Origin of the sequence: Novipirellula herctigrandis, assembly GCA_007859835.1 — a bacterium.
Lineage (GTDB): Bacteria > Planctomycetota > Planctomycetia > Pirellulales > Pirellulaceae > Novipirellula_A > Novipirellula_A herctigrandis.
In genome coordinates, this window is record SJPJ01000001.1 from 7,535,815 (window position 1) to 7,559,372 (window position 23,558).

The following is a 23,558-nucleotide window of genomic DNA, read 5'->3' on the forward strand; positions in this document are numbered from 1 at the left end:
TGATAGGCTCAACGTGAACATGAACATGTGACGTCGGGGCTGTTCGTTCAGAAGGAATATGCGGTGATCTCTTGTTGATCGTTTCTATTGGATTGCGGTGGTGCAAGTATCAATTTGCTTTAACTTTGACGCTCTTTTTTTTCGAAGGCAAATACGGTGATAAAAAACGAAATGAAATCTTTGTGGCGGATTGGGCTAGTGGTGGTTCCATTGCTGGTGGTTGCAGCGGTGTTCGCAGATGCAGCGGTGTGCGCAGACGAAATCGGTGTGCCCCAAGACAGTGCAATAGGGGAATCGTTGGATGGTTTGCAACGACTGCTCTTGAATCCAATGGATGATGTTGTTTCGGTCAATACCGGCGCTTGGAAAATGAACGATGCCTACGTGTCAGCAGCTAACGATGTGGCTGCGAAACTAGGTTGCACAGCCTTGACGCTTGGTGGAGACGCAGAGCAACCTGGGGCGAAAGGTGATTTTACCGTAAGTGGCAGTGTTGCTGGCGAAACGCAGACGATTGGTTTGTGGGTGCATTTGACCAAGGAAGCCAACGTCGCCCAAGTTGGCGTGCAACTTGCCGACGAAGAAGGGGAATCGCTGGTCTTCTTGGTTCCCGCGGATTGGACCGGTTGGAAATGGGTCGAAGTGGATCTGGCTGATGTCGTTCAGGCTTATCCTCAAACTGACAAAAACCGCGTGGTGGACTATCCGATTCAAAATGTCCATGTTGCTTGGTTCGCAAAGGCTGCTGGGCCAGCTTTTTTAACCGTGGATTCGATCGTCGCGCTGACGCGATTAGAGGATACAACCGAATCCTCAAACACGGCCAAGTGGTCAGTGCCTGAAAGGGTCGACGCCGGCAACACGTTATCGGCATCGGTATACGCTACAAATTTCAGCGATCAGCCATTTCGCTATACCGTTCGCTATTCGCTTCAGAGAGATCCGGCGTTCTATTCACAGCCACTTCCCGATCCCGTATTCGGTTCCGACCACGCGGCGGGTGCCCATAGCTGGTTGGTTTTCGATGGAAAGATCGTTGAGGACACTGGTAGCACGGATGGAAAGCTTTGGACATCACCGACGACCAACTATCAGAAGGAACATTATACGGAGGCCCTGCAGTTCGTTGATTTGGGCCAAGTGCGTGACATTCGCAAGATGACTTGGTCGAGTGGTGATGCGAATCACACATGGTTTGTGGACGTGTTTGCATCGGAAGATGGCGAGACGTTCAATGCGGTGCCTAGCTTGAAGGGTGTGGATCATCATAAGAAATGGGGGTGGAATGAGTTCCCGATGGAGGAACCGTTTAGGGCACGAGTGCTAAAGTTTCGTTATCGAACCGCTGGCGGACGCGAGAATCTTATTGCATTTCCGGCCGAGTTGGGGATTTATGATGGTGCCGATGACGAGGTAATTGCGCTGCCTCAAGTTGGTCCGGTCGTCGAAGAGGGGACGGTCGAATTTGATGTGCCGGCGCGCTCATTTTCGACGCGAGTGTTGAGCTTTTCGCGGCCACTGGATTCTGGTGCCTACCTGTTGGGACTGTCCCTTGAGCATGAAGGATCTCGTGAACACTTTTACCGCCATGTCTTTTGTAATCTGGAAGAACAGCCGGAGTTGATCACGAAGGATTCGCGAATTGCCCTCAACTCGGCGGACGTCGATCTTGTTCCAAAACTGCGTGAACTCGGAGTGGGTTTCGTGCGATTCGAGAATGGGAAGTGGCCCTTTGTCTCGGCAAATCCGCATCAATATGCGTTTAACGGTGAGGTCGCTCCATGGCACTTAAGTCTCGATAACATTTTTCAGAGTTACCACGAAGCAGGTATAGGCGTCTTGACTTATATGTTCCTGACGCCTCAGTGGGCCAGTTCCGCACCCGCCGACGCATTGGAACGGATGCGAGCGTCGTTTCCTCCGCAGGATCTCTCGTTGTATGGCGAATTCTGTTTTCAAATGGCTGCGCGTTATGGAAGTGTTAAGCATCCGGAGGATGTCCTGCTGACAACCGACAAGCGATCAGGTATGGATTTGGTGAAGTATTACGAGATGTGGAACGAGCCAAACTTGAACCCAAGTCCAGAGGCGACCTGGGGCGGCTGGGCGGCCCCGGTGGACACCTATTACGAGATGATGAAATTTGGAGCCGAAGCGGTCAAGCGAGCCGATCCAAACGCTCTGGTAACGAGTGCGGGTTACGCGGGCATGTCAACCGATGTTGTCGATCCGTTACGACTTTATGAGTATCCCGATGGCACGCACCCCTTGGATTTGATTGATCTAATCAATGTCCATTTCTATTCGGGGCACGAGCCACCTGAGACGTGCCGGACGGATGGCAACGCCAAAGTCACTAGCTCTACTACATTTCCGGAGAACTTGAGGCAGCTTTCAAAGTGGCGGGATCGTTACGCACCGGAGATGCCCATTTGGATGACGGAGACGGGTTATGATTCGGCAGGCCCCTTTGGAACGACCGAAGCGATCCAGGCAGCCAGGTTGCCTCGTGTGGTAATGCTTTGTCTGGCGAACGGTATCGAAAAAGTATTTGTGTATCGAGAGACTGGCAGCACCCCTTCTCAGCATGCTTGTTCGGGGGTCCTTCGAAACGATTTCTCTCGCAAACCCTCGTGGTACACGTTGGGTACGGCGATCCGGCAAATGCATGGCGTCAACGGCGGCGCCCGACGGTTACCACATCCCGACGAGAACGTTTGGTTGATGGAGTGGGATGCAAGTGGCAAACCGTTGTTGACGGCGTGGACCGTCAACGGCACGACGCGGCTTGGCAATGAGTTGGGCGCATGTACTGTGACTGATTCGTTTGGCGGAACGGCCGCGGTGGACGGAACGGGCGAAATCGAGATCACTCCTTATCCGTTGTATCTTACGGACTTCGCCGGCCTTGATCGTCTCGGAGAACTACGAGCTGAATATGACCGACGAGAGGCAGCACAGGCGATTCGACTTGATAAGATTGCGAAGTTGAGAAAGTATTTGTTCGACTTTGGATCGACCGAACGCGTGGGGCGAGACAGTTATGAAGGGCATCCGTCGGATTACGTGCCGGTGCTCTCTACCAATGTCAGGGACGAGGAAAACGCCTTTGGCTTTGACAAGCCCGCCCTGCGGGATGACGACCAACCGTGGATGGGGAATGCGAAATTAGATCGAGACGGGACGCGAGTCCGTGACCATGTCTTTCAATTTAGTATTGCACCCGGTCGATATGATCTGACGATGAAAGTTGTCCCGTTTAGTGATAGGGGACAGCTGAACGTCACCGGCGTTGTCGGAGGACCACTAACGATTGACGTGCAGAAGGATGATCCGGTGAAGACGTTTCAAATCGAGGTCGCTGGTGATGATCCGGTACTCGGCGTACAAGTCAACAACGACTATGGATACTTTCGGTGGATTCGTTGTGTCGAGTGTCTTTGATCGTTAGCAAGCAATCTCTTCAAGGCTTAGCACTCACTGAGGTTCACTGCGATTTGAATCGCCAGTCCGCCTTCGGACGTTTCTTTGTACTTGGCGTTCATGTCCAGTGCGGTTTCCCACATCGTGTTCACGACGGCATCGAGCGACACGCGTGCTTCGCTGGGTTCACGCGAGATTGCCAATCGTGCCGCCGTGATCGCCTTAACCGCGCCGAACGCGTTTCGTTCGATACACGGGATCTGAACCAAGCCGCGAATCGGATCACAGGTGAGTCCCAAATGATGCTCCATCGCAATCTCGGCAGCTTCCGTCGCATGCATCGGAGTGCCTCCTAAGACCTCGGTTAATGCGGCTGCAGCCATTGCCGATGACACACCTATCTCGGCCTGGCAACCGCCTTGAGCCGCCGAGATGGTCGCTCCTTTTTTGAAAACACAACCAATCTCTGCTGCTGTAAGCAGAAACTTAATCCAATCGTCATCGGCTGAGTCGCAGAAGCACATATGGTATAGCATCACTGCGGGGATCACGCCTGCCGAACCGTTGGTTGGCGCAGTAACCACACGACCAAACGCAGCATTTTCTTCGTTCGTGGCTAACGCAAAACAGCTGATCCAATCCAACACTCTCGGGAAACTATCCCGTTGCATCTTAAGGGTCGCAATCCATTTTTCACGATCGGCCGGCACTTCGCTGCCAATCAGTTTACGTGCCATTCGTGCCGCACGACGCTGGACGCCTAGACCGCCTGGTAGAATGCCGTCTACTCGGCAACCACGATGGATCGTATCAATCATCGTGTCACGAATCTTTGTGAGCTTTTCGAGAACCTCTGATTCCGGCCGCCAACTCAATTCGTTTTTAAGCACAATGCTCGAAATCGGCACTGACTGCGACGCACAATGGTTAAGCAGTTCATCGGCGCAATTGATTGGAAACGGGACCAAGACCGTTGACGGCGTCGTTAATTCACCGCGTTTGATGATGAAGCCTCCGCCGATGGAACAGAAGACTTCTTCATGTTGGTTGCCGTCCTCGGTCCATCCGGTGAATTTCATTCCGTTGGGATGTTCGGGCAGCGACTCGTCGCGATGATAGAGGATGTCGGACGTTGGGTTGAACGAAATCGGAATCTGGTCGAGTAAGCGAAGTTCATGTGAATCCGCGATCGCCCGTACGCGTTGATGCAGCGTACTAATATCGATCGTTTCGGGATGTTGCCCTGAAAGTCCAAGTTGAACGGCGATATCGGTACCGTGTCCTTCGCCGGTTTTCGCCAAGGAGCCATACAACTCGACTTGGATTCGTGTGAACTTTACGATCTGCTGTGGTGTGCGTTCTTCGAGAAACCTGCGAGCGGCTAACCAAGGCCCCATCGTGTGCGAACTCGACGGGCCAACGCCGATTTTGAACATGTCAAAAACGCTTAGCGATTGTGGGATCTCAGTAGGATCAACGGGTTTCATGGTGTTGCCGTAAATCGCAATACTATTCTTTTGCAGAATGCTCACGAAGGTATTGTGCCCAGTGTTTCGCGCCGCGGCCGATGATCGTGTCGGGGGCTTCCGACGAAACAAGTTCCAAAATCTCCGTCTGTTTTTCCATTGGTTGATCGTCCGCCTTATAGAGCAAGAATCGTTGACGCTGTAGCTCTTGGCGTTGCTCGGGCAACAGGTATTGATTTTGTAGTCGTTGGTCGAGTTCCGCCTCGGCGGCTTCGAGTCCTGATGTTTCGCGAACCTTATTCGTCAATGCGGTTACTTTATCCAAGGGGAACTCGGTCGCGAACACCCAACCGGTATCGTCATTTGGATCAGCTGCTTTCATTAGTGTAAGAGCTTCATGGAAGGAGTGTTTGCGGATGTCTTTGACATGCGGACCTAGTCCAACGCCCAGGACGCGTATTGCTTCTCCGATCTGGCGAGCTTGGTCGAAACCAGATGCGGTTCGTGCTTTTGCTAGGATTACGTCGCGCGCGATCAACTTCTGATGCCACTGCTCAAGCAATTTGCCAAGCTCCGACGGATCGGTTAGCTGTTGGATCGGTTGCAGCACGATCACTGCACGCCCGACGCCATCGAGAATCATGATGCTTGGATAAGTGCGGATGCTGATATCTGGGAACGCGTTGACGCTTTCTCGAGCGACTTTGTCCCTGGGGGTTGGCGATTCCTTGCAGTCGACGTTCGTCAAAACGGCACCCCTCGAAAGCGAGGAAAGAACCTTTGGCTCGTCGAATACTTGCGACTTGTAGAACTCGCTTGTTTGATTCCAATCGGACCCGTACAGCAGAATTGCGACCATCCCGCCATCGTCGGGCGCCAAGGAAACTGCCCGCTGGACGGTACTAGCGCGAGTGCCGGCGGCAACGCTGATGTTCACTGCAAAAAAAATCGCAGCAACGCTGGTCCAAACCCTGGGCCACCGTGCGAGAAGTTTGGTAACGTTGGTTAGCATGAAGTATCCATTTTACGACTGAGGTTTTCCGTAAATAAGAATCCGACGGAAATGAAGAAAATCCTCACGACCGACCGAGCCATTAATGCGAATGAAACGCGCGCTCGGTGAACCGTCTTCTAAATCAATTCGCCACCGCGCGGCCGTTTCTTCGACCCGCTTTACTTCTTCCCACTTTTCCCCATCGGCGGAAATTTCGATCGTAAAAGGAACTGCACGTGGACGATTACCCGTCGTGTTTTCGATGATCATACCATCCAGTTTTGCGACACCAGGCAACGTGATTTCGCACCACTCGTCCGTTGCCTTGCCGGTATGAAATTGACCACCTTTGATTCCCAGTACGCTAGCGTGACCATTGATACGATCCCACGACGACGTGCTGCTCGTGCGGATGGATCCGCGGAGTGAAACAAGCTCAGCCGAGAACGGATCTTTCGGATAGTCCAAGTTTTCCGTGAACGGTGCTGGGTGCATTGCTGCGAGACGCTGAAAGGCGAGTGGGTCGCGTCGGTTGGCCGCGGAAATCATACAGGCCTCGATTAGTTGTTGGCGTTTGTCGCCCTGCAGACTCTTGCGTGACTTTAGAGATTCCAACGTGGCGTCCATCACAAAATTGACGATGTCATCACTGTGCCCGAAGCGTTGCAACGCGTCTTCGACAAACCGCTGAGCGTCAGGCCCGCGAATAATATTCGCGGCAATGGCTCGGCATACGTTCGCTTGATCGGTCTGCTGTTCGCCTGACAAAGCATAGACCTGGTCGTACATCTTGGTCCAATTCATCGCGGGTGACGCCGGAGCATCCACGCCGATCGCTTGTGTTAGTCCTGCTGCGAGCATTCGCCCTCGCTGCGCCGGATCGGAAAAGACACCGTTCTTTTTGTCGAGTCGATTGATTGTGTCGACGACGACTGATGGGTAGCCTTTCAATCCTTGACCAAGGCGTCGGGCCTGATCCCACCACTTCGCAGGTTCGTTTAAACCCGCCCGCTGTAAAACTTCAAACCGAGACTCCCACAACAACGGGTTGTTTGGCTGGATCTCGCAAGCTCGGATCAAGAGACTCGCTGCGCGGCGGGGATCACGTTCTTTTAGCATCGCAGCCCACAAAGCCAATCGTGTCGCAGCGAGTGTTCGATTTGGATCGGCAAATACTTTGTCCTGCAAAACCACGTACGGCCACTTGGGACGCAGTAAGGTTTGATGAGCTGTTCGGTCACTCGATAACGAATAGCTCGGCAACCACTCACCATCAATACGGATGGCATAAGCACAATGCCCCGGTTCACCCATCGTGGTAGCGCCGATGCCGTTTGCCCGAGCAGCGGCGGCACCGAAGTGAGACAACCCACCACAAACCGCCCCAACTTCGCGACGCATTTCAAAAGCTTTCAGCTCGTTCTCGAATGGAACATAATACAGTGGCCCTTGGACCGTCTCACCGAACGGATTGTGTCCTCGATAGGGAGCCTGCCAGCAGGCACGACAGTATTCATGCGGTGGCAATTTTGCTTCGCGATTAAGCCAATCAAGTTCGTCGGTATCCCCGTTGCCGTGATGCCAAGGAATGTTGACGACAAAACGGCGCTCCCAGGTTTCCAGTTCGTCAAATGAGGGATGTAATTGGCCCTCCGCCTGGGCTTTGCTGTACCATTGAAATCGAGCTACCGCGTCATTCTCGTCACGGCTGACATACTTTCGTGTGAATTCCATCGCCACGGCGACCGCAGTTCTCATTCGCTGATGATTCGACGCAACCGCAAGATCGGCCTTTAGGATTGCGGCAAGGTTCACCATCGCCTGAGCAAACGCATCCGGTTTGCTTGGTGGTCCCGCCTTGAGAACTTCTTCAAGCAATTCGGTGTGAGGTTCGAGGGCCACAGGCCATCGATCGCCAGCGGCGAAAGCGAGGATCGTGCCATCGCTAGGCGGTTGAGTTGACTTCGATTCAATGCCGAACGCCTCAGCAAAAACCAATTGCGATGAAAGCACGCAAACAGCAACACAAAGTGGGTACAACAGTTGTGCTACCGATTTAAAACGAAACAAAATGGTGCCAACGGGATTCATGAGTACTGAAATGATGGAGTAATGTAGGGCGACATTCGGTCCTGGCAACAATAAGCTGCGACAAAACGTCAGGTTCGTTTTGCCACTTTGATAGTATAGCCAATCGGTGTGCTCTTCGTCTCGGTCTTTGTTTCTCAGAAATTTATGCTCGCAATGCGGTTGGTTGGCAACATCGACAGGGTGTTCGAGATTCCGTCGAGTCATGTGGTGAAGCTAACAATCTTGTTGATGGAAATCCGCTCAGGTCGAAGACCGGCATGACACTTGCGAGACCCTAGTGAAGTGTCGAGTGATAGCGTGAGCGGAACGAGCGGCATTACTGTATCGTGCAGTGCGCGTGAGGGACTTCCCAGACGCGCATGGTTCGATTGGAATTCACTCCGAAGGTTGGCTGGCACGGAGCTTACTGGCAAACAGCCCGATTCGTTCCAGTGGAATCGGTTGAAAGCCAAGATCGATGGCTGGCGACTCCGGACGTAGGCGGTAGTCACAGGAGGCACGATCGACAAACTGCGGATCGACACCGGTTAGGTTATCAGAAGACGCGATATAGGGTTTTGCGTCTTTGTGAACATCATTCCAGTTTTCGCCAACGAAGATGTTTCGCGTAACCAGGTTACCTACGGGGGCCTTGGGATTGTTGTCAACGATGTCAATCAAATCTGGATAACGTTCTGAGAAGGGTGGGCGATTGTATGCGATCCCGGAAATGGTCCGCTCTTCCTGCTGTTCCGCAAGCCATTTGTCGGCATGCCCATGAGCCCAGCCAAGAGCCCGAGCATCGATGTGTAGCGCTAGTTTGCAATCGATGAACACGTTGTTCTCAATCGTGTTGTCGCGGCCGCCTCCAATAAAAGCTGCGCGGGTCACGTTTCGAAAGAGGTTGCCATAGATCGTCGCGGACGAAAACATATCGTCAAGGTAGACGCCAACGCTTCCGCGGTCATGGAAGCCAGTAATATCGTACAGGGAATTGTAGCGAATGATGTGGCCGCGCATGGTCCAATTTCGCCCAGCGTACATCGCACCGGCATCGTTTGTCTCAAGGCACACATCGTGGATCTCATTGAGTTCGATAATGTGGTCGTTGCCACCGAAGCCGATCGCCATGTGGGGCGCATCGTGGATGGAGTTGTTAGCGACCAGATTGCCCACGCCGTTGACATGAATACCCGCAGCATAAACGCGTTTTACCTGTGCGTAGTGATGGATGTGATTGTTCACTGCGCGGTGACCGGCCGCAGTGAGAGTTTTGCGGTCGCCTCCGTTGATGCTGATCCCGCTGCTGCCCATTCCGTAAATATCGCATCCTTCGACGCTGTGATGATTACCGCCGCGAACATGGATCGCCGCACCGCCGCCGTTGCAGACCGTTAGCCCAAAGAGCTGCACGTTGGCGCCTTCGGTCACCTCCACCGCGGTGCCGCGGCCTCCCTCAAGTGTAAGCCGCTCGACCGTGACGTGCGATGCTCCACGAAGTGTCAGTAGACTTGGCGCAAGCGTTACCATTACCTCCGTCGAAGCGAGATCGCCCGGAGGCCAGAAGTAAAGCACGCCGCAGTCACGATCGAGATACCATTCCCCGGGCGCATCAAGTTCGCACAACAAGTTGTACGCGTAATACCACTGCCCCTTTCGGTAACCGTAATTGTGGTACGGTTGCTTCACCGTGATTGACTTGGATTTCGTATCGATGGCTTCAACCGGATGGCGTTGCTCGGCCCAATCCCAGAACCAATAGCCGTGAACCCACGGCGCGGTTTCATCGGTCCAACCATCCGGACGTTCGTCCTTATAGTGAAACTTGCCTACGTGGCTTCCTTTTGTGCCTCGTACTTCGTGCCCGTCATAATCGACGACATCGACGATTTTCGAAAAACCTTCGTTGGGCCATCGAGCGAGCGTCATCCGCTCGCCACCGAAGAAGAGTTCGATGCCCGCGCCGGGCGAACCAAAATCGGCTACGCCAATCGTGTTCAGATCAATTTGAACGATATGGGATCGCGACTCAGGAGCGAGTCGACGAAGCACCGCCTGATCAGTGATTGGCACAAAACCATCAACAATCCGTCCACCCAAAAGTCTTGCAGGTTTCGTGGAGTCGCCAACGTAGCGGATCGGCGCTGCCGCCGTACCCGAGTCTTCCACCGTTAGCTCAAAGGGCGTGTTGCGAATATGATCGCCGCCGTGGATATGTACCTCCGCACCCTCCGAGAGATTGCCCATTCGTCGCGCCGCGCGGATCGTATCTCTTGCTTCTTCAAGCGTAGCGCACGCCCCATCGACGCCTCCCGTTCGGACGTGCAGAACGAGGGGGTCAGCCCGCCCCGTTGCTGTTAGCATCAACAACAAAAACAAGCAGCTGAGTGGGCGGGACATACGATGGGGCTCCATGATTAAGTACTGTTTTCCGTTGAGCTTAGCCTGGAACGGATCCAGACTTCTCGTGCCTATCAGCTTAACAATGCGTGCAATACCGATGTGAAACGTCTGTTAATTTTATTTTGTTGCCTTGGTTCGCACTGCGGCCAAGCGACTGAAACTTTTTGTTTGTCAAAACACCGAACAAACACGGCTCGTAAAATAAGCACGCCTAGTAATAGGCAACGGTGGGGATGTCCATCTACGAAGTACGATTACGATGCGCAGTGGACGAACCGTCGTGTCAAAAGCGGCGGTAATGACACTATCCTGTCAGGAAGCAGGATATATACTGACACATCATCATCAATTGAGGTCTGATAACGGATAAATGAGGACGTTTCATGGGCAATGTGATTAAGCAAATCGTTTGGGTTTCCTGCACCCTCGCTACATCGATGGCCCTCGCCGATGGAAAGCAGCCTGTTGGTGTTCCTGGCGACTGGGCGTTTGTCCGGGAGCTCTCGGACGAGTTCAACACAACCGAGGTCGATGTCAAAAAATGGACAAAAGATATGTCCCCGTGGGGTGAGCGGGCCTGGCGTCCGGAAAATGTTTTTCAGAAAGATGGCTCACTGATTATCAAGGCAGAGTACGACCCACACACGGTGAGGGGCAAGAAGTACTTCTATACGATGGGCATCCTGCGTTCAAATGCGCCGACCACGTACGGCTATTTCGAGGCGCGTATCAAAGGTTGTAGTAAATTCCCCGGTCTATGCCCTGGCTTTTGGCTGTACAGTCCAAACCGGAATGTGCGATTCAAGGTCAACGGCGAAACGGTCTGCTACAGCGAGATCGATATCGTTGAGATGCAACAGGGACTTTGGACGAAGGATCTTGAAGGGAATGCCTCGGTCAGTCGGATTGATTGTAACCTACACACTCGGCTGCTGAAAAACGGCAAGGAGGAATGGGTTCGCCCCAACGGATATCCAGAGATTTGCCAGAATCACTGGGATGCCCCTTGGGACCCACGCGATGACTTTCACCTCTATGCCGTCGAGAATTCGAAGGAGTGGATTGTTTGGTATATCGATGGCAAAGAAGTGGCGCGCAAACCCAATCTCTATTGGCATCTTGCCATGAACGTGACACTTACGGTTGAAGCGCGACCACCGCTAATCAAATGGGCAGGTGACGATGGACGTTTGCCCGATGCCGACAACATCACCGCCGAAGGCTTCCCCAGTGAAATGAAGGTAGACTACGTTCGCTGCTGGGTACGCAACGGCAAGGATTCCCAACCGTAGCCCGAAATGCTCCAATGTTTGAAGTTCTCAGCCCTCAGCCAAAAGTTCCTTCGATGAGACGTCCCTCCCATTTTTACTTGCTTTCCCTTTTTGCTTTCTGTTCGGTCAACCTCGCATTTGGCGACTCGAACTTGCCCGATGGTTTCCCAGAATCGGACCGAAGTAAGACGAGCTTAACGACAAGCTGGATGTTTCACCTGGGTGACCCTAACGCGGCGTTTCACATCGCGGACCTGGATGACTCGGTGTGGGAAGAGGTGAGCATTCCCCATACCTTGAAACTCACCGACCTCAACCTCGACGGATGTGACGACGATAAGACGCAACCGACATTCCATCGCGACGTCGGCTGGTATCGCCGGACAATCGAGGTGTCACAAAACCCTGATAAGGTTTTCCTGGAATTCGAAGGTGCCCATCAGGTGACCGACCTTTGGGTCAATGGAAAGCATGTCGGACAACACTCGATCGGCGGTTACACACCATTCCATTTTGATATCACGGGCTTTGTTGAGCCGGGTGAAAACCAAGTTGCGTTGCGAGTTGACAACCGACGCCACGACGACGTCCCACCCGACCCAGGGCCGTTTGACTATGTGAAGTTCAGCGGACTGTATCGCGATGTCTATTTAGTCGAAACCGCTCCCTTGCATGTGACGTTTCCTTGGGAAGACTTCTATGCAGGTGTCTTTGTCACGACGCCAACGGTGGACCCGCTCAATGGCAACGCAACCATCGCGGTTCGAACGACCGTTCGCAATGAGGACCAACAGCCGAAACAGTGCAGCCTGCTGACACGAGTGATCGATCGTGCAGGCATTGTGGTCCTGCGTTTGCTTGACCAAGCAAGTATCAAACCGGGTGCCGATCATACATTCAATCAATGTGGTGGCATCGAGGAAAACCTGCATCTTTGGTCGTGCGACGATCCCTATCTCTATCGCGTCAACACGACGGTTCTTGATGGTGATGCCGTCGTGGACTGCGTCGAAAACCCGCTGGGTGTGCGATCGATTGCGTTAAGCAAAGAAGAGGGTTTTCTTCTGAATGGAAAGCCGGTGCAAATGCTTGGCGCCAATCGTCATCAGCACTATCCCTACATCGGCGACGCGGTGCCGAACTCTCTGCATTTCAAAGATATGTTGCAGTTCAAACAACAGGGCAAGAACATCGTCCGAACGGCCCATTACCCACAAGATAATGCTCTACTGGATGCCTGCGACGAACTCGGAATCCTCGTCTATGAAGAGGCACCGACTTGGATCAGTATCGGCAATGACGCTTGGTTTGATAATCTCGAGAAAGCGGCCCGCCGCATGGTTCGAAATCATCGAAACCACCCGTCGGTGATTGTATGGGGAGGTGGAATTAACCACCGTGGTTATGTGCCGCGACTGCATTACGCGGTGAAACAAGAAGACCCGACGCGATGGACCGGTTCGAACAATTCGGAATGGACGGGAATTCAAAATTCGGGCGTCTGCGACCTGTTTACGAATATGGACTACGGCGGGATCAACGACTGGTCAGGCAACGAATATTTGATTGCGATGGAAGGAAAGGCAAATCCAAGCAGCATAGAGAAGTATGCGAGTGATCCGTTGCGTCTAGGCCTGATTAGCTGGACAGCGCATGCGTACTATACGTTCCACATCGACGCTGATAACTGGAACCGAATGCGAAGTGGATCGATGGATGGATTCCGTAACCAAGGGCCTCCGCGCGATGCGACATCGGGAGATCCCGTAGAGATGAAATTGAATCTCGATATGGACGGCCGCTCGCTCCAGGCCGACGGTTCGGACATTGTCATGGCCTACACTCGGTTTGTCGACGGTGATGGTAACATTGTCCCCAAGTCCGATTTGAAAGTGCAATATACCGTTGCGGGTCCGGCGAGTATCGTTGGCGACAAAACGCTCAAAGGTGCAAACCCAGTAAGTCTCTCTCGTGGCGCTGCTGCGGCGCTGATACGTGCGAGTTTGACGCCGGGGACGATCACCGTGCGCGCTGAATGCCCCGGTTTTAAACCGGTGGAAGCATCCGTAAAGAGCGTTCGTTTCAATCCCAATCGAATATTGGCCACGGCAAGACCGATCTATGACTTGGAAAGAGTCCGGGTCGATATGGGCGAAGTGGGCCAACTTGTTCAGTTCGATTGGACGCCATGGTTTGGCGAGAGCAACAAAGACGCATCGATTGACTTGCCGAACATGGGCGGATTCAATGTCACACTTCGTTGCGGATCAGAGGAAGGCATCACGCGCTGGCTTGGGGAAATGAACGTCAAGGGGTATCACGGTTTCGTCATGGGTGAAGGGGTTTGCGTGGTCGATCCGGCAGGCTTCAAGCTGGAATTTGAGGGGCTCGCCAAGGGACGCTATTCGCTAAAGACCTTCCACCATGCCCCGAGTTCTAACACCAACTCCATGGATCCAAACCGAGAGCGTCTGAAGACGCTAAATATTTACCAAATTCCGGTTGCCCACTCGGTTGCAGTGCACACAGTCGATGTGGATACCTCCGTTGAAATGACCAACGGAAAACAACTGCCAGACTCGGGGCCTGGGACGGCGGTTATCGAGTTCGAGGTCAGAGGTGATGCGCCGGTGGCGGTCCGTTTCCAAGACGCTGACGGCGCGAACGGCATTTGGCTCAACGGATTCGAACTCCAAGAAACACGATAGGCTTTCGAGGGAGTGCCGGCCGTCGGACTCATTTATGCAGGCACTTCCAGAACCAATACGCGATTGAGTGAAAATAGAACCATGTCAAATCTTTCCTTGGCAGCACGCTGCAAGCTTCTCGCCGTGTTGACTGCATTGCTTTGCATCATGCCGATCAGCATAACTACGCTCTCGGCGCAACAACCATTAACGGAAGCTTTCGCGATTGCCAATCTCGATTTCATTCGCTTAACGGCCGAATCCGGAAGGTCATCCATCTACTTGACGGTGACGACCAAGGGTGGGCAGGAAGGAATCTATGGGCCGATTGATAGTGACGCAGCACTTATCGCCGACAAAATGATGAAGAAACGCGTGGTTGGCAAAAACGCGTTGGCCCATGAAGCGATTTGGAACAATCTTTTCAAATCGAACCGGCATTCTCGAGGCAGCCATTACTTGATGGGTATGAGTGCCATCGATAACGTTCTTTGGGACCTGAAAGGCAAGATTTTCAATCAGCCCGTTTATGTGTTGCTCGGTGGTGATCGTAATACGGTGCCGGTTTATGGAAGTTGCCTTGGGTTCTCTCATGAACCGAAAGCAATGCAATCCGCAGCTAGGAAGCTGAAATCGGAAGGTTATGTTCATCAGAAGTGGTTCCTAAACAGCATTACACCCGACGATGGTCCGAGTGGTTTGGCAAAAAACGTCGAGCAGGTGCGATTGTTGCGTGAGGCTTTGGGTGAAGACGCCGACTTGATGATCGATGTACTCTACAGCTGGAATCTCAACTACGCCGCGTCGTGGTGCAAGCAGGTCGAAAAATTCAACTTGCGTTGGTTGGAAGAAGCCGTGCCCTCGGCTAACCTCGATGCCTTTATTGAACTGAGCAACGAAACCTCCGTTCCGTTAGCAACGGGCGAGCACTTCTATACCCGTTATGACGTACAGAAGTTTTTACGCAACGATGCAATTCGGGTCGTGCAGGCTGATCCCGAATGGTGTGGCGGCGTCTCCGAGCTTGTGAAAATCTGCAACATCGCTTCGGTACATGGGGCGCAGGTTATTCCACATGGACACAGTGTTCATGCCGCGATGCATGTCGTTGCAAGTCAGGATTCGAACGTTTGTCCTTTGGTCGAGTATCTCATCAACAAGATGAACGGCCACTATTACTACTTCGAAAAGTCGCCTCCTCAACCGGTAAATGGCACACTCACTTTGCCCGACCGAGCGGGGTTCGGAATCGAACTCGATGATTCGAAAATCGTGAAGAGAGAGGTGATCACTTGGCGGGACTTGTAGTTCTTTCTTGAACTCGCACTGGTACTCACCTTTTTGATTTTTGGAATCAATTTAATGGGGTCGTGCGATGATCTGTATTGGTATTCTATCCCTTATCGCCTGCCAAATTCAGTGAAGGAAGAGAACACTGGTTGTGAATCAGGACGGATCAATCACTTGACCATTATTTCTTTTTGACTGCCCTCTTCTTTGGCCCGCCGGGTCGCTCGGGGGACAGTGCATTGGCGGGTCTTTCCATTTCACAAGTTGGCCGTTGGTTTGCATTGATCTCAGCAACGTGGGCATCGTAAATCGCATGGAGACGCTTGACGACTTCTGGATGTTTCGATGCGATGTTGGTCGTTTCGCCAATGTCCTCAATGGTGTCATAGAGTTGGACGGGATCTGGCGAAGGCTTCCACTTTGCAGTGTCACGATTCTGTTTCCCTTTCCCTTCTTGCCAGGGATAAAACTTCCATTTTCCGCTGCGAACGGTGCCTGGGCCGTGCATTAGCACATATGCATCATGAGGACTTGTTGCGTCTTTTGCCCCGCTCATCAAAGGCCAGATGTCTTTCCCGTCGATCTTTCGTTTGGGCAATGTTCCTCCGCAAAGTTTGCTGAATGTCGGCATCATGTCGATCGATGCCGCCACTTCGGCACAGACCGAACCAGCGGGGATTTTTCCGGGCCACCACATTAAGGTTGGCTCGCGAATCCCGCCGTCATAGACGCTCGATTTTCTCGCTCTTAGTGGCAACGACGAGCCGACGGCTGCTCCATTGTCGCTGGTAAACACAATCAGGGTGTTGTTGTCGATTCCCGCAGCTTTAACCGATTTTAATATTTCGCCTACCGACCAATCCACTTCTTCAATGGCATTCGTGATGAGTGTTTTATTGGGATTGTCAAAAGCTTCTGAAACCGCAAGTGGCAAGTGCACCATGGTGTGTGGCAAATACAGAAAGAACGGAGCCTCTTTCTCTTGATGGATGAATCGGATTGCTTCTTCGGTGTAGCGCCGCGTGATCGTGGTTTGATCCGCTGGATATTCAATCACTTCCTCGTTTCGCAGAATCGGTACAACATTCTTCGCTTTGTGACCTGCTTTCATATCCGCTAGCGTCAACCCTTCTCGGATTACTACGTCATCGGCAATGCGGTTGGCAGGATCGATCCACATATCGTTGCTGTAGGGAATGCCCCAATACGAATCGAATCCTTGATACGTTGGCAAACATGGTGGCAGATGACCAAGGTGCCACTTACCGACACAAGCCGTCCGATAGCCAGCCGCTTTGAACATGTCGGCAAGCGTGACCTCATCCGGATGGAGTCCCCGGTCACTGTTAGGAAACAGCACTGGGTTCATACTTAACCGCTGGTAATGACATCCAGTCATCAGCGAAGTTCGTGAACCTGAGCAAACCGCGCACCCGACGTAAAAATCGGTGAACTTCATTCCCTCGGTCGCCATCTGATCAAGGTTTGGCGTTTTGGGAACCGTCGCGCCGTTGAATCCAACATCGCCGTATCCCATATCGTCAATGAAAATGACAATGACATTTGGGCGAGGTGATTCCGCCGCGTTTGCGATATTGGGAACCATTCCCAACGCAGTGAAGAGAAAGGCAATCGAGAAAAAGCGGAAGTTGATCATGTTTAAGTTTCTCTGGTTTTCTGTCTGTTATATCGTCTTGATCTTAAAGAGTTGTCATCGGCGAATGCAAAATCACTTCGCTGCCGACTTCGGTTTGCGTTGCGATTTGCGATCGCCATTCACCGAGCCGAAATCAGGATTTAACGTAGTGGGGATCGTTGCTTTCGTCTTTGACTGCCAGCTTTTCAATTGGTTCAGCAGCGCGGTTGCTTTTTCAGGATTCGACTGAGCGAGATCGTTCTTTTCGCCAATATCATCGTTCAAGTTATAGAGTTGCACCGAATCGCTCTCAAAAAACTGAATCAATTTCCAGTCGCCTTCGCGAATCACGCTGCACGGGGTCGCTCGCCAATACATTTCATCGGTACCGTAAATCGGAACGACTTTGTTGTATTTGGCTCCAGCAAGATAGAGCGGATAGTGCCAAAAGATCGCCCGTTTCGAAAGTACGTCATTTCCCGAAAGCAGGGGCGCCCACGATTTACCGTCAACCGGTTGCGTGGTTGGTAATTTCGCTCCGGCCAATTCTGCGAATGTTGGCATGATATCAACACCGGTGATTGGCACGTCACATACGGTGCCAGGCTTGACCACTTTGGGCCAACTCACACAGGCTGGAACACGGATGCCGCCTTCGTAGAATGCACCCTTCGCGCCTTTAAGTGGTTCGCACCATGTTGCACCCGAAAAACCACCGTTGTCCGACGTGAACATGATCAGCGTATTTTCAGTAAGCCCGTTCTTCTCAAGCGACTCACGCACTCGTCCCACGCTGGTGTCCACCGCTTCAATCATCGCAGCGTACGTAGGGTTCCAATCCCGCGTCCAATTTTCGTTGGAAAGTTTGTCTGAATATTTCGAAACTATCTCCTTGCGAGCGCGGATGGGAGTGTGCACATCCCAATGACAAAGGTAGACGAAAAAGGGTGAGTCCCTATGATCATCAATGAATTCGCAGGCAGCCGTCGTTAGGTTTTCTGCAACATCGACATTACCGTAAAATCGCTTGTCGGTGCCGGCGCCGAGACCGTTGGTGTTGTTGATATCGAATCCCTGTCCATTAGGTCCAAGGTGCCATTTCCCGAAGTGGGCGCTTTTGTAGCCGGCTTCCTTTAGCACCTCGGCTACCGACACGACCGATGGATCGAGGGCCCCTAAGGATGGAAATACCTTGTCGCCTTGGCGGTCGCTATTTCGTGGCACGAGGAATTTCATTTTTGCCTTGTTGCCCTTGGCCATTCTGCCCGGGGTCCACATTTGGGTGCGAGGTGTATACATCCCCGACATGATGCATGACCGAGACGGCATGCAGTTTGACGCCCCTGGATAGGCGGATGTAAACCTCATTCCCGAAGCACAAAGCGCATCGATATTTGGGGTCTCGTAGAATTCGGCTCCGTTGTAGCCAACATCGGCCCATCCTAGATCGTCTGCCATGATGTAGACGATGTTCGGCCTCGTCACATCCTCGGATCGCAGCGAGTTCGCAAATATACAGAAGGTGAAAATACACGCACAAAAAATTCGGAGTTGCATCTCAGCGAAATCCTCGGATAGGGAATGGGGCTAGCACGTTACTTGATTTGCTCACTGCGTGAGCTAGGAGTATAAACGCGGAACGACGTAATGCCAGATCCGACGACGGAGCCACGCAGTGTCAGGCGGTGCTTTCCGTTGGAGCAATTTTGGATCAAAACGGTTTCCGATCCGGTGGGCTGTGATTCATACTTGGCTGTAAACAACGGGTAAGTCTTCCAGGTGATCTGAAATCCTTCGGGCAATGCGATCTTTTTGTATGAAAGACACCATGCCAAATGCCAGTCGGATGGTTCAATCAGGACGCGGCCCGAGTTGGAAACAAATCGCTCATCGCTAAAACCTTCGCCGTCGTCACCCGTGATCGAACCGGTGACTCGAAAATGCACGCGGCTAGCATTGGGTGTCGAGTCGGGCAAGCAGGTAAGAGTCCAGTCCTCGATCACAGGAGCATTTTCACAGGAGACCTGTTTGATTGCGGGCATCCACATTTGCGGAGCCTTACTTGGTCGGCTTGCAGCCCAAAGTTCTGTTTGCCCAGACATGTCAATTCCATCGAGTATTACGTCGAGATTGCCGGTTTCCGTTCCATCGGAAATTGCGACAACGCGATTGCCGGTGAAATTGAGTGTTGTCTCATCGCCGTCTTTCAAGAGGGATTGCGAATCGAGCGGGATTTCCGTGACCTCGCCGGAAAGCAAACTGGTTTGTAGCGAGGATGCATAAATCAATTCCTCGGCGATAAATTCTGCCAGCAATTTGACACCATCGTTGTTGAGGTGCACGCTATCGTTTAGCAATGCAGATGGATCAAGTTTGTTTTCTTCAAGGTATGCTATCCATTTTTCTCGCACGTCAATCAGCATACAGTCATATCGCTTGGCAATATCACGGATCGCGATTGTCCGTGGGTCTGCGTTGGGATTCGTATCGAGAAGTTCATCGGCGCTTAGATGGCTTGTCCAAAGAACGATCTCAGCCGTGGTTCGGGAGCGGACATTACGGATGATTTCCTCGTATTGGTTGACTGGACCATAAACGTGAAAGACAAGGACATCGGGATACCAAGGATAAAGATCATGCTCAGCGGTGCGCATCAACGATGGTGATTGGAACCCACCGATCGCAGGGTTCTGGAAAACAAAGTTGACCGACGGAAAACGTTCGACGAGGTCCTTCTCAACTAGCTTGGTCCAAGGTTGTGCCGTAATCGATTGCCCATAGAATTGCCATCGCACGGTGACAGAATTCTCTGGAGTGGACGCGGCCATTTTGGCAAACGTCCGCTGGATGTTCGCAACACTCCGGTTGTCATCTTCGCCTGCGAGAGTCGTTTCAACGGACGTCATGAAGACCACAAAAAGAATCACGACTATGATCGACAGCAAAGTCCGAACGGCTGGAGGTTTCATGTCTCATTGTACCTGTTGGTTGATTGAATCTTTCGTAATTCGTTGGCCCTAACGACTTTCGTCATCGCCGTTTTTGTAACTCGCCAGCCATCGCTTTGTCGGTCGATTCCACTTTGCATCGGGTTCGGTGCAAAAGGGCTACCTCGCAATTTGTTTGGTATTTCCAGACTTTCTCTTGCCGTAATCCAACATTGTGACCACCACCCGTTCATCCGCAGCATTTTTGGGGAGAGAGAACGGAGAGCGTTGCATCAACGAACGAAAACAGTGCATCGTAGATTGGCGGAATCCCGATGCGAGCGATCCGTTCTGAGGGTTTAGATTGAATACGGCCCCGTTCCATCGGCGGCGCTATTTTACAACCCCGTATCGCGCGCGTGTTGTTCCCGTTCTCTCGGATCGCTTGTTTCTCTCTGGAAATGCGTTCCGATGAATGATTTCAAGCTGTTTGCCCACACAGGTCTTTCATTTCGTTAGACTATGTTTGTGAAATCAATTTGGATCGTAGCGTGCGACGTGTGAGCGTCCCTTCGGAACCAAAAATTTTCCACCGATTGTCAATTTCGCCTGATTAGGGAATCAAGCAGCCAACCCTACCTCGATCACAAGCCGCCCTCGAAGCCCTTTAAACCGGCGTCCCAACTACGATTTAAATCTGAAAGCTGCATTTTGGTGTTGGTCGTTTTGCTACGGAGGGTCAGCCAAAGATTTGCTTGCCGCGCTTATCGTTAGTTGGCTACAACTATCGGAAAGGCATAAGGGCATCAAAAACACCAAGTCCCACTACCCACAAATCTCAAAATCCCTCTCTTTAATGAGCCCAATTCGGATGCGAAATTTCACTCTTAAATTGTTGGTCGGCAGTTGCCTGGCATTATGGATGCTATCGATGGCGACTGCGAAAGTGCAGGCGGCTGCACCGGAACAAAACCATCTGCGGTTAAGCTATGACAAACCTGCGGAAAGATGGACCGATGCGCTACCGGTTGGAAATGGATCTTTGGGAGCGATGGTTTTCGGGGGCACAAGCGAAGAGCGAATTCAGTATAACCATGACACGTTGTGGGTAGGCCAACCGCAATCCTATTCGCATCAAGGAGCTTCTGACTACCTATCGAGCATTCGACAGTTGCTGTTCGATGGAAAGCAAAACGAAGCACACGATTTGGCCATGGAACACTTCATGTCGATTCCGCTTCGCCAAGCTCCGTACCAACCATTCGGAGATGTTGTTCTTGAGTTTCCTGATGTTGAAGAAGTCTCCAATTATCACCGTGATTTGGATTTGGATGGAGCCTTGGCGACGACTCAATACACATCCGCCGGTGTCGTTTACTCGCGTTCGGTCATCGCTAGTTTCCCGGATGGGGTCATTGCCGTTCGGATCGTGGCGAATCAACCCGGGAAGGTGAACTTCACTGCGAAGCTCACCACCCCGCATGAAAAATCACCAATGATCAAAAAGGTCGATGACCGCACACTCGGAATGTCCGGTGTGGTCGATGATTTCCATGTCACCAAGCAGAATAGAGAAACCCGCTATGAAGGCAAAGTGAAGTTCGAATCCAGGCTTTGTGCTTCGGCCGATGGGGGTTCCGTCGAGGTAACGGATGCAGGTATCGAAGTGGTAGCAGCGGATTCCGTCGTCCTCTATTTAGCGGCGGCTACAAGTTACGAAAACTTTCAATCCTTAGATGCCGACCCCGCAGCACAATGCGGCAATACACTTAAGCAGATTAAGAACAAGTCTTATGAAGAGATTCTGTCCGCCCATCAAGCGGACCATCGTCGGTTGTTTAGGCGAGTGACGTTCGACTTGGGTGGCGGCGATTCACGCGACTTGCCTACCAACGAACGGTTGAGTCAATACCAGGCCAATCCTGATCCCGATTTTGTTACCCTGCTGTACCAATATGGTCGCTACATGCTGATTGCGTCATCCCGACCGGGCTCGCAAGCGGCCAATCTGCAGGGACTTTGGAATGACAAAAAGATTCCGTCATGGGACTCGAAGTACACGATCAATATCAATACTGAAATGAATTATTGGCTGGCAGAATTGACCAACCTATCCGAATGCCATGAACCGTTGTTTGATCTTGTTAGTGACCTATCCATTACGGGAACGGAAGTGGCGCGAGACCATTATGCTGCGAATGGATGGGTAACCCATCACAACACCGATGCATGGCGCGGTGCTGCGCCCATTAATCATTCGAACCACGGAGTATGGCCGGTTGGTGGCGCGTGGTTAACGACTCATCTATGGGAACATTATCTGTTCTCCGGCGACAAACGGTTTCTTCAAGAGCAGGCGTACCCACTCATGAAGGGTGCTTCGGAATTCTTTCTTGATTATTTGATGGAAGACCCGGTGAATGGAAACGGATGGCTTGTGAGTGGCCCGAGTAATTCGCCCGAGCGAGGTGGAATGGTAATGGGGCCGACGATGGATCACCAAATCATCCGCCATTTGCTTCAGGCAACGGCTGATGCGGCTGACGTTCTTAGCTGCGATGCACAATGGGCAGCAAAACTTCGTACACAGGTTAGTCGAATCGCACCTAACCAAGTGGGTTCTGAAGGACAGTTGAGGGAATGGCTTTACAAAGAAGAGCCCAAGACGAACCATCGCCACGTTTCTCACCTTTGGGGACTTCATCCAGGAACGCAAATCACTCCCGATACACCTGAGTTGTTTGAGGCTTGTAAGAAAACTCTCCAATTTCGAGGCGACGAAGGCACCGGTTGGTCGCGTGCTTGGAAGGTCAATTTTTGGGCTCGACTGCGCGATGGCGACCACATGAATCGCGTTCTAACCGGTTTCTTTCAGAACACTAGCGTGAACGGGAAAGCGGGCTTTTATAACAACCTGTTTGATGCTCATCCGCCGTTTCAAATTGATGGTAACTTTGGCCTGACATCCGGGATTAGTGAGGCGCTGCTGCAATCGCACATGCGTGACGAACAAGGGAACTTTGTTATCGACCTACTACCCGCCCTTCCATCGGCGTGGACGGAGGGTTCCATTTCTGGCTTACGGGCACGCGGCGGTTTCGAAGTTTCCATCGACTGGGAAAATGGAAAACTCATTCGTGCAGAAATCAAATCCTTGCTAGGCAATCCGCTGTGCGTGCGCGAGGCAAATGAGTTCAAGATGCGGCAACCAAAAACCAACGTCGGCGAAATTTACACCGTCAATTCAACGAAGTGACCGCAGCGGTTTGTGGTCATTGAAGTCACCTTGAAATTGAAGTCACCTTGAAATTGAAGTCACCTTGAAATTGAAATAAGCGAATGCGAAATCGGAATCAAAGGTTCGGTGTGTGGTTGTCAGTCACATTGGCAT

General features: G+C 52.1%; 12 protein-coding genes. 5 read left to right on the forward strand and 7 right to left on the reverse strand.

The window, feature by feature from the left end:
• The first annotated feature begins 171 nt into the window (after nt 1–171).
• A complete protein-coding gene (locus CA13_RS27390) occupies nt 172–3,444 on the forward strand; it encodes a glycoside hydrolase family protein (protein WP_146402135.1) in 3,273 nt (1,090 codons plus the stop codon).
• 26 nt (nt 3,445–3,470) lie between these two features.
• Here CA13_RS27390 and CA13_RS27395 read toward each other — a convergent pair whose 3' ends face one another.
• From CA13_RS27395 to CA13_RS27410, 4 genes are all read right to left on the reverse strand, one after another.
• Entirely contained in the window at nt 3,471–4,910 is a 1,440-nt protein-coding gene (locus CA13_RS27395; RefSeq protein ID WP_419194898.1) for an L-serine ammonia-lyase, read from the reverse strand.
• A 22-nt stretch (nt 4,911–4,932) separates the two neighbouring features.
• Entirely contained in the window at nt 4,933–5,901 is a 969-nt protein-coding gene (locus CA13_RS27400) for a hypothetical protein (protein ID WP_146402137.1), read from the reverse strand.
• A 12-nt stretch (nt 5,902–5,913) separates the two neighbouring features.
• Nucleotides 5,914–8,178 (reverse strand): discoidin domain-containing protein, encoded by a 2,265-nt coding sequence (locus CA13_RS27405; RefSeq protein ID WP_146402139.1) that lies wholly within the window; start codon nt 8,176–8,178, stop codon nt 5,914–5,916.
• Between the two features lie 171 nt (nt 8,179–8,349).
• Entirely contained in the window at nt 8,350–10,353 is a 2,004-nt protein-coding gene (locus CA13_RS27410; RefSeq protein ID WP_419194899.1) for a right-handed parallel beta-helix repeat-containing protein, read from the reverse strand.
• Nucleotides 10,354–10,739: 386 nt separating this feature from the next.
• On the opposite strand from CA13_RS27410, the gene CA13_RS27415 reads away from it, so the two are divergent.
• The 3 genes from CA13_RS27415 (at nt 10,740) to CA13_RS27425 (ending at nt 15,622) form a co-directional block, all read left to right on the forward strand.
• The gene (locus CA13_RS27415; protein WP_146402143.1) at nt 10,740–11,648 is read left to right on the forward strand and encodes a kappa-carrageenase; all 909 of its coding nucleotides are present in this window, start codon (nt 10,740–10,742) and stop codon (nt 11,646–11,648) included.
• Between the two features lie 53 nt (nt 11,649–11,701).
• Nucleotides 11,702–14,335 (forward strand): glycoside hydrolase family 2 protein, encoded by a 2,634-nt coding sequence (locus CA13_RS27420; protein WP_146402145.1) that lies wholly within the window; start codon nt 11,702–11,704, stop codon nt 14,333–14,335.
• An 81-nt stretch (nt 14,336–14,416) separates the two neighbouring features.
• A complete protein-coding gene (locus tag CA13_RS27425) occupies nt 14,417–15,622 on the forward strand; it encodes an enolase C-terminal domain-like protein (protein WP_146402147.1) in 1,206 nt (401 codons plus the stop codon).
• Nucleotides 15,623–15,785: 163 nt separating this feature from the next.
• On the opposite strand, the gene CA13_RS27430 is transcribed toward CA13_RS27425, so the two are convergent.
• The 3 genes from CA13_RS27430 to CA13_RS27440 all read right to left on the reverse strand — a co-directional run bounded on the left by CA13_RS27430 (nt 15,786) and on the right by CA13_RS27440 (nt 20,209).
• The gene (locus CA13_RS27430) at nt 15,786–17,261 is read right to left on the reverse strand and encodes a sulfatase family protein (protein WP_146402149.1); all 1,476 of its coding nucleotides are present in this window, start codon (nt 17,259–17,261) and stop codon (nt 15,786–15,788) included.
• Between the two features lie 72 nt (nt 17,262–17,333).
• Complete coding sequence (locus tag CA13_RS27435; protein ID WP_473087494.1) at nt 17,334–18,698, reverse strand: sulfatase; 1,365 nt, start codon at nt 18,696–18,698, stop codon at nt 17,334–17,336.
• A 137-nt stretch (nt 18,699–18,835) separates the two neighbouring features.
• A complete protein-coding gene (locus CA13_RS27440; protein WP_146402152.1) occupies nt 18,836–20,209 on the reverse strand; it encodes an SGNH/GDSL hydrolase family protein in 1,374 nt (457 codons plus the stop codon).
• 829 nt (nt 20,210–21,038) lie between these two features.
• On the opposite strand from CA13_RS27440, the gene CA13_RS27445 reads away from it, so the two are divergent.
• On the forward strand, nt 21,039–23,423 hold the full coding sequence (locus CA13_RS27445) for a glycoside hydrolase family 95 protein (RefSeq protein WP_419194900.1): 2,385 nt from the start codon (nt 21,039–21,041) through the stop codon (nt 23,421–23,423).
• Nucleotides 23,424–23,558: the final 135 nt, after the last annotated feature.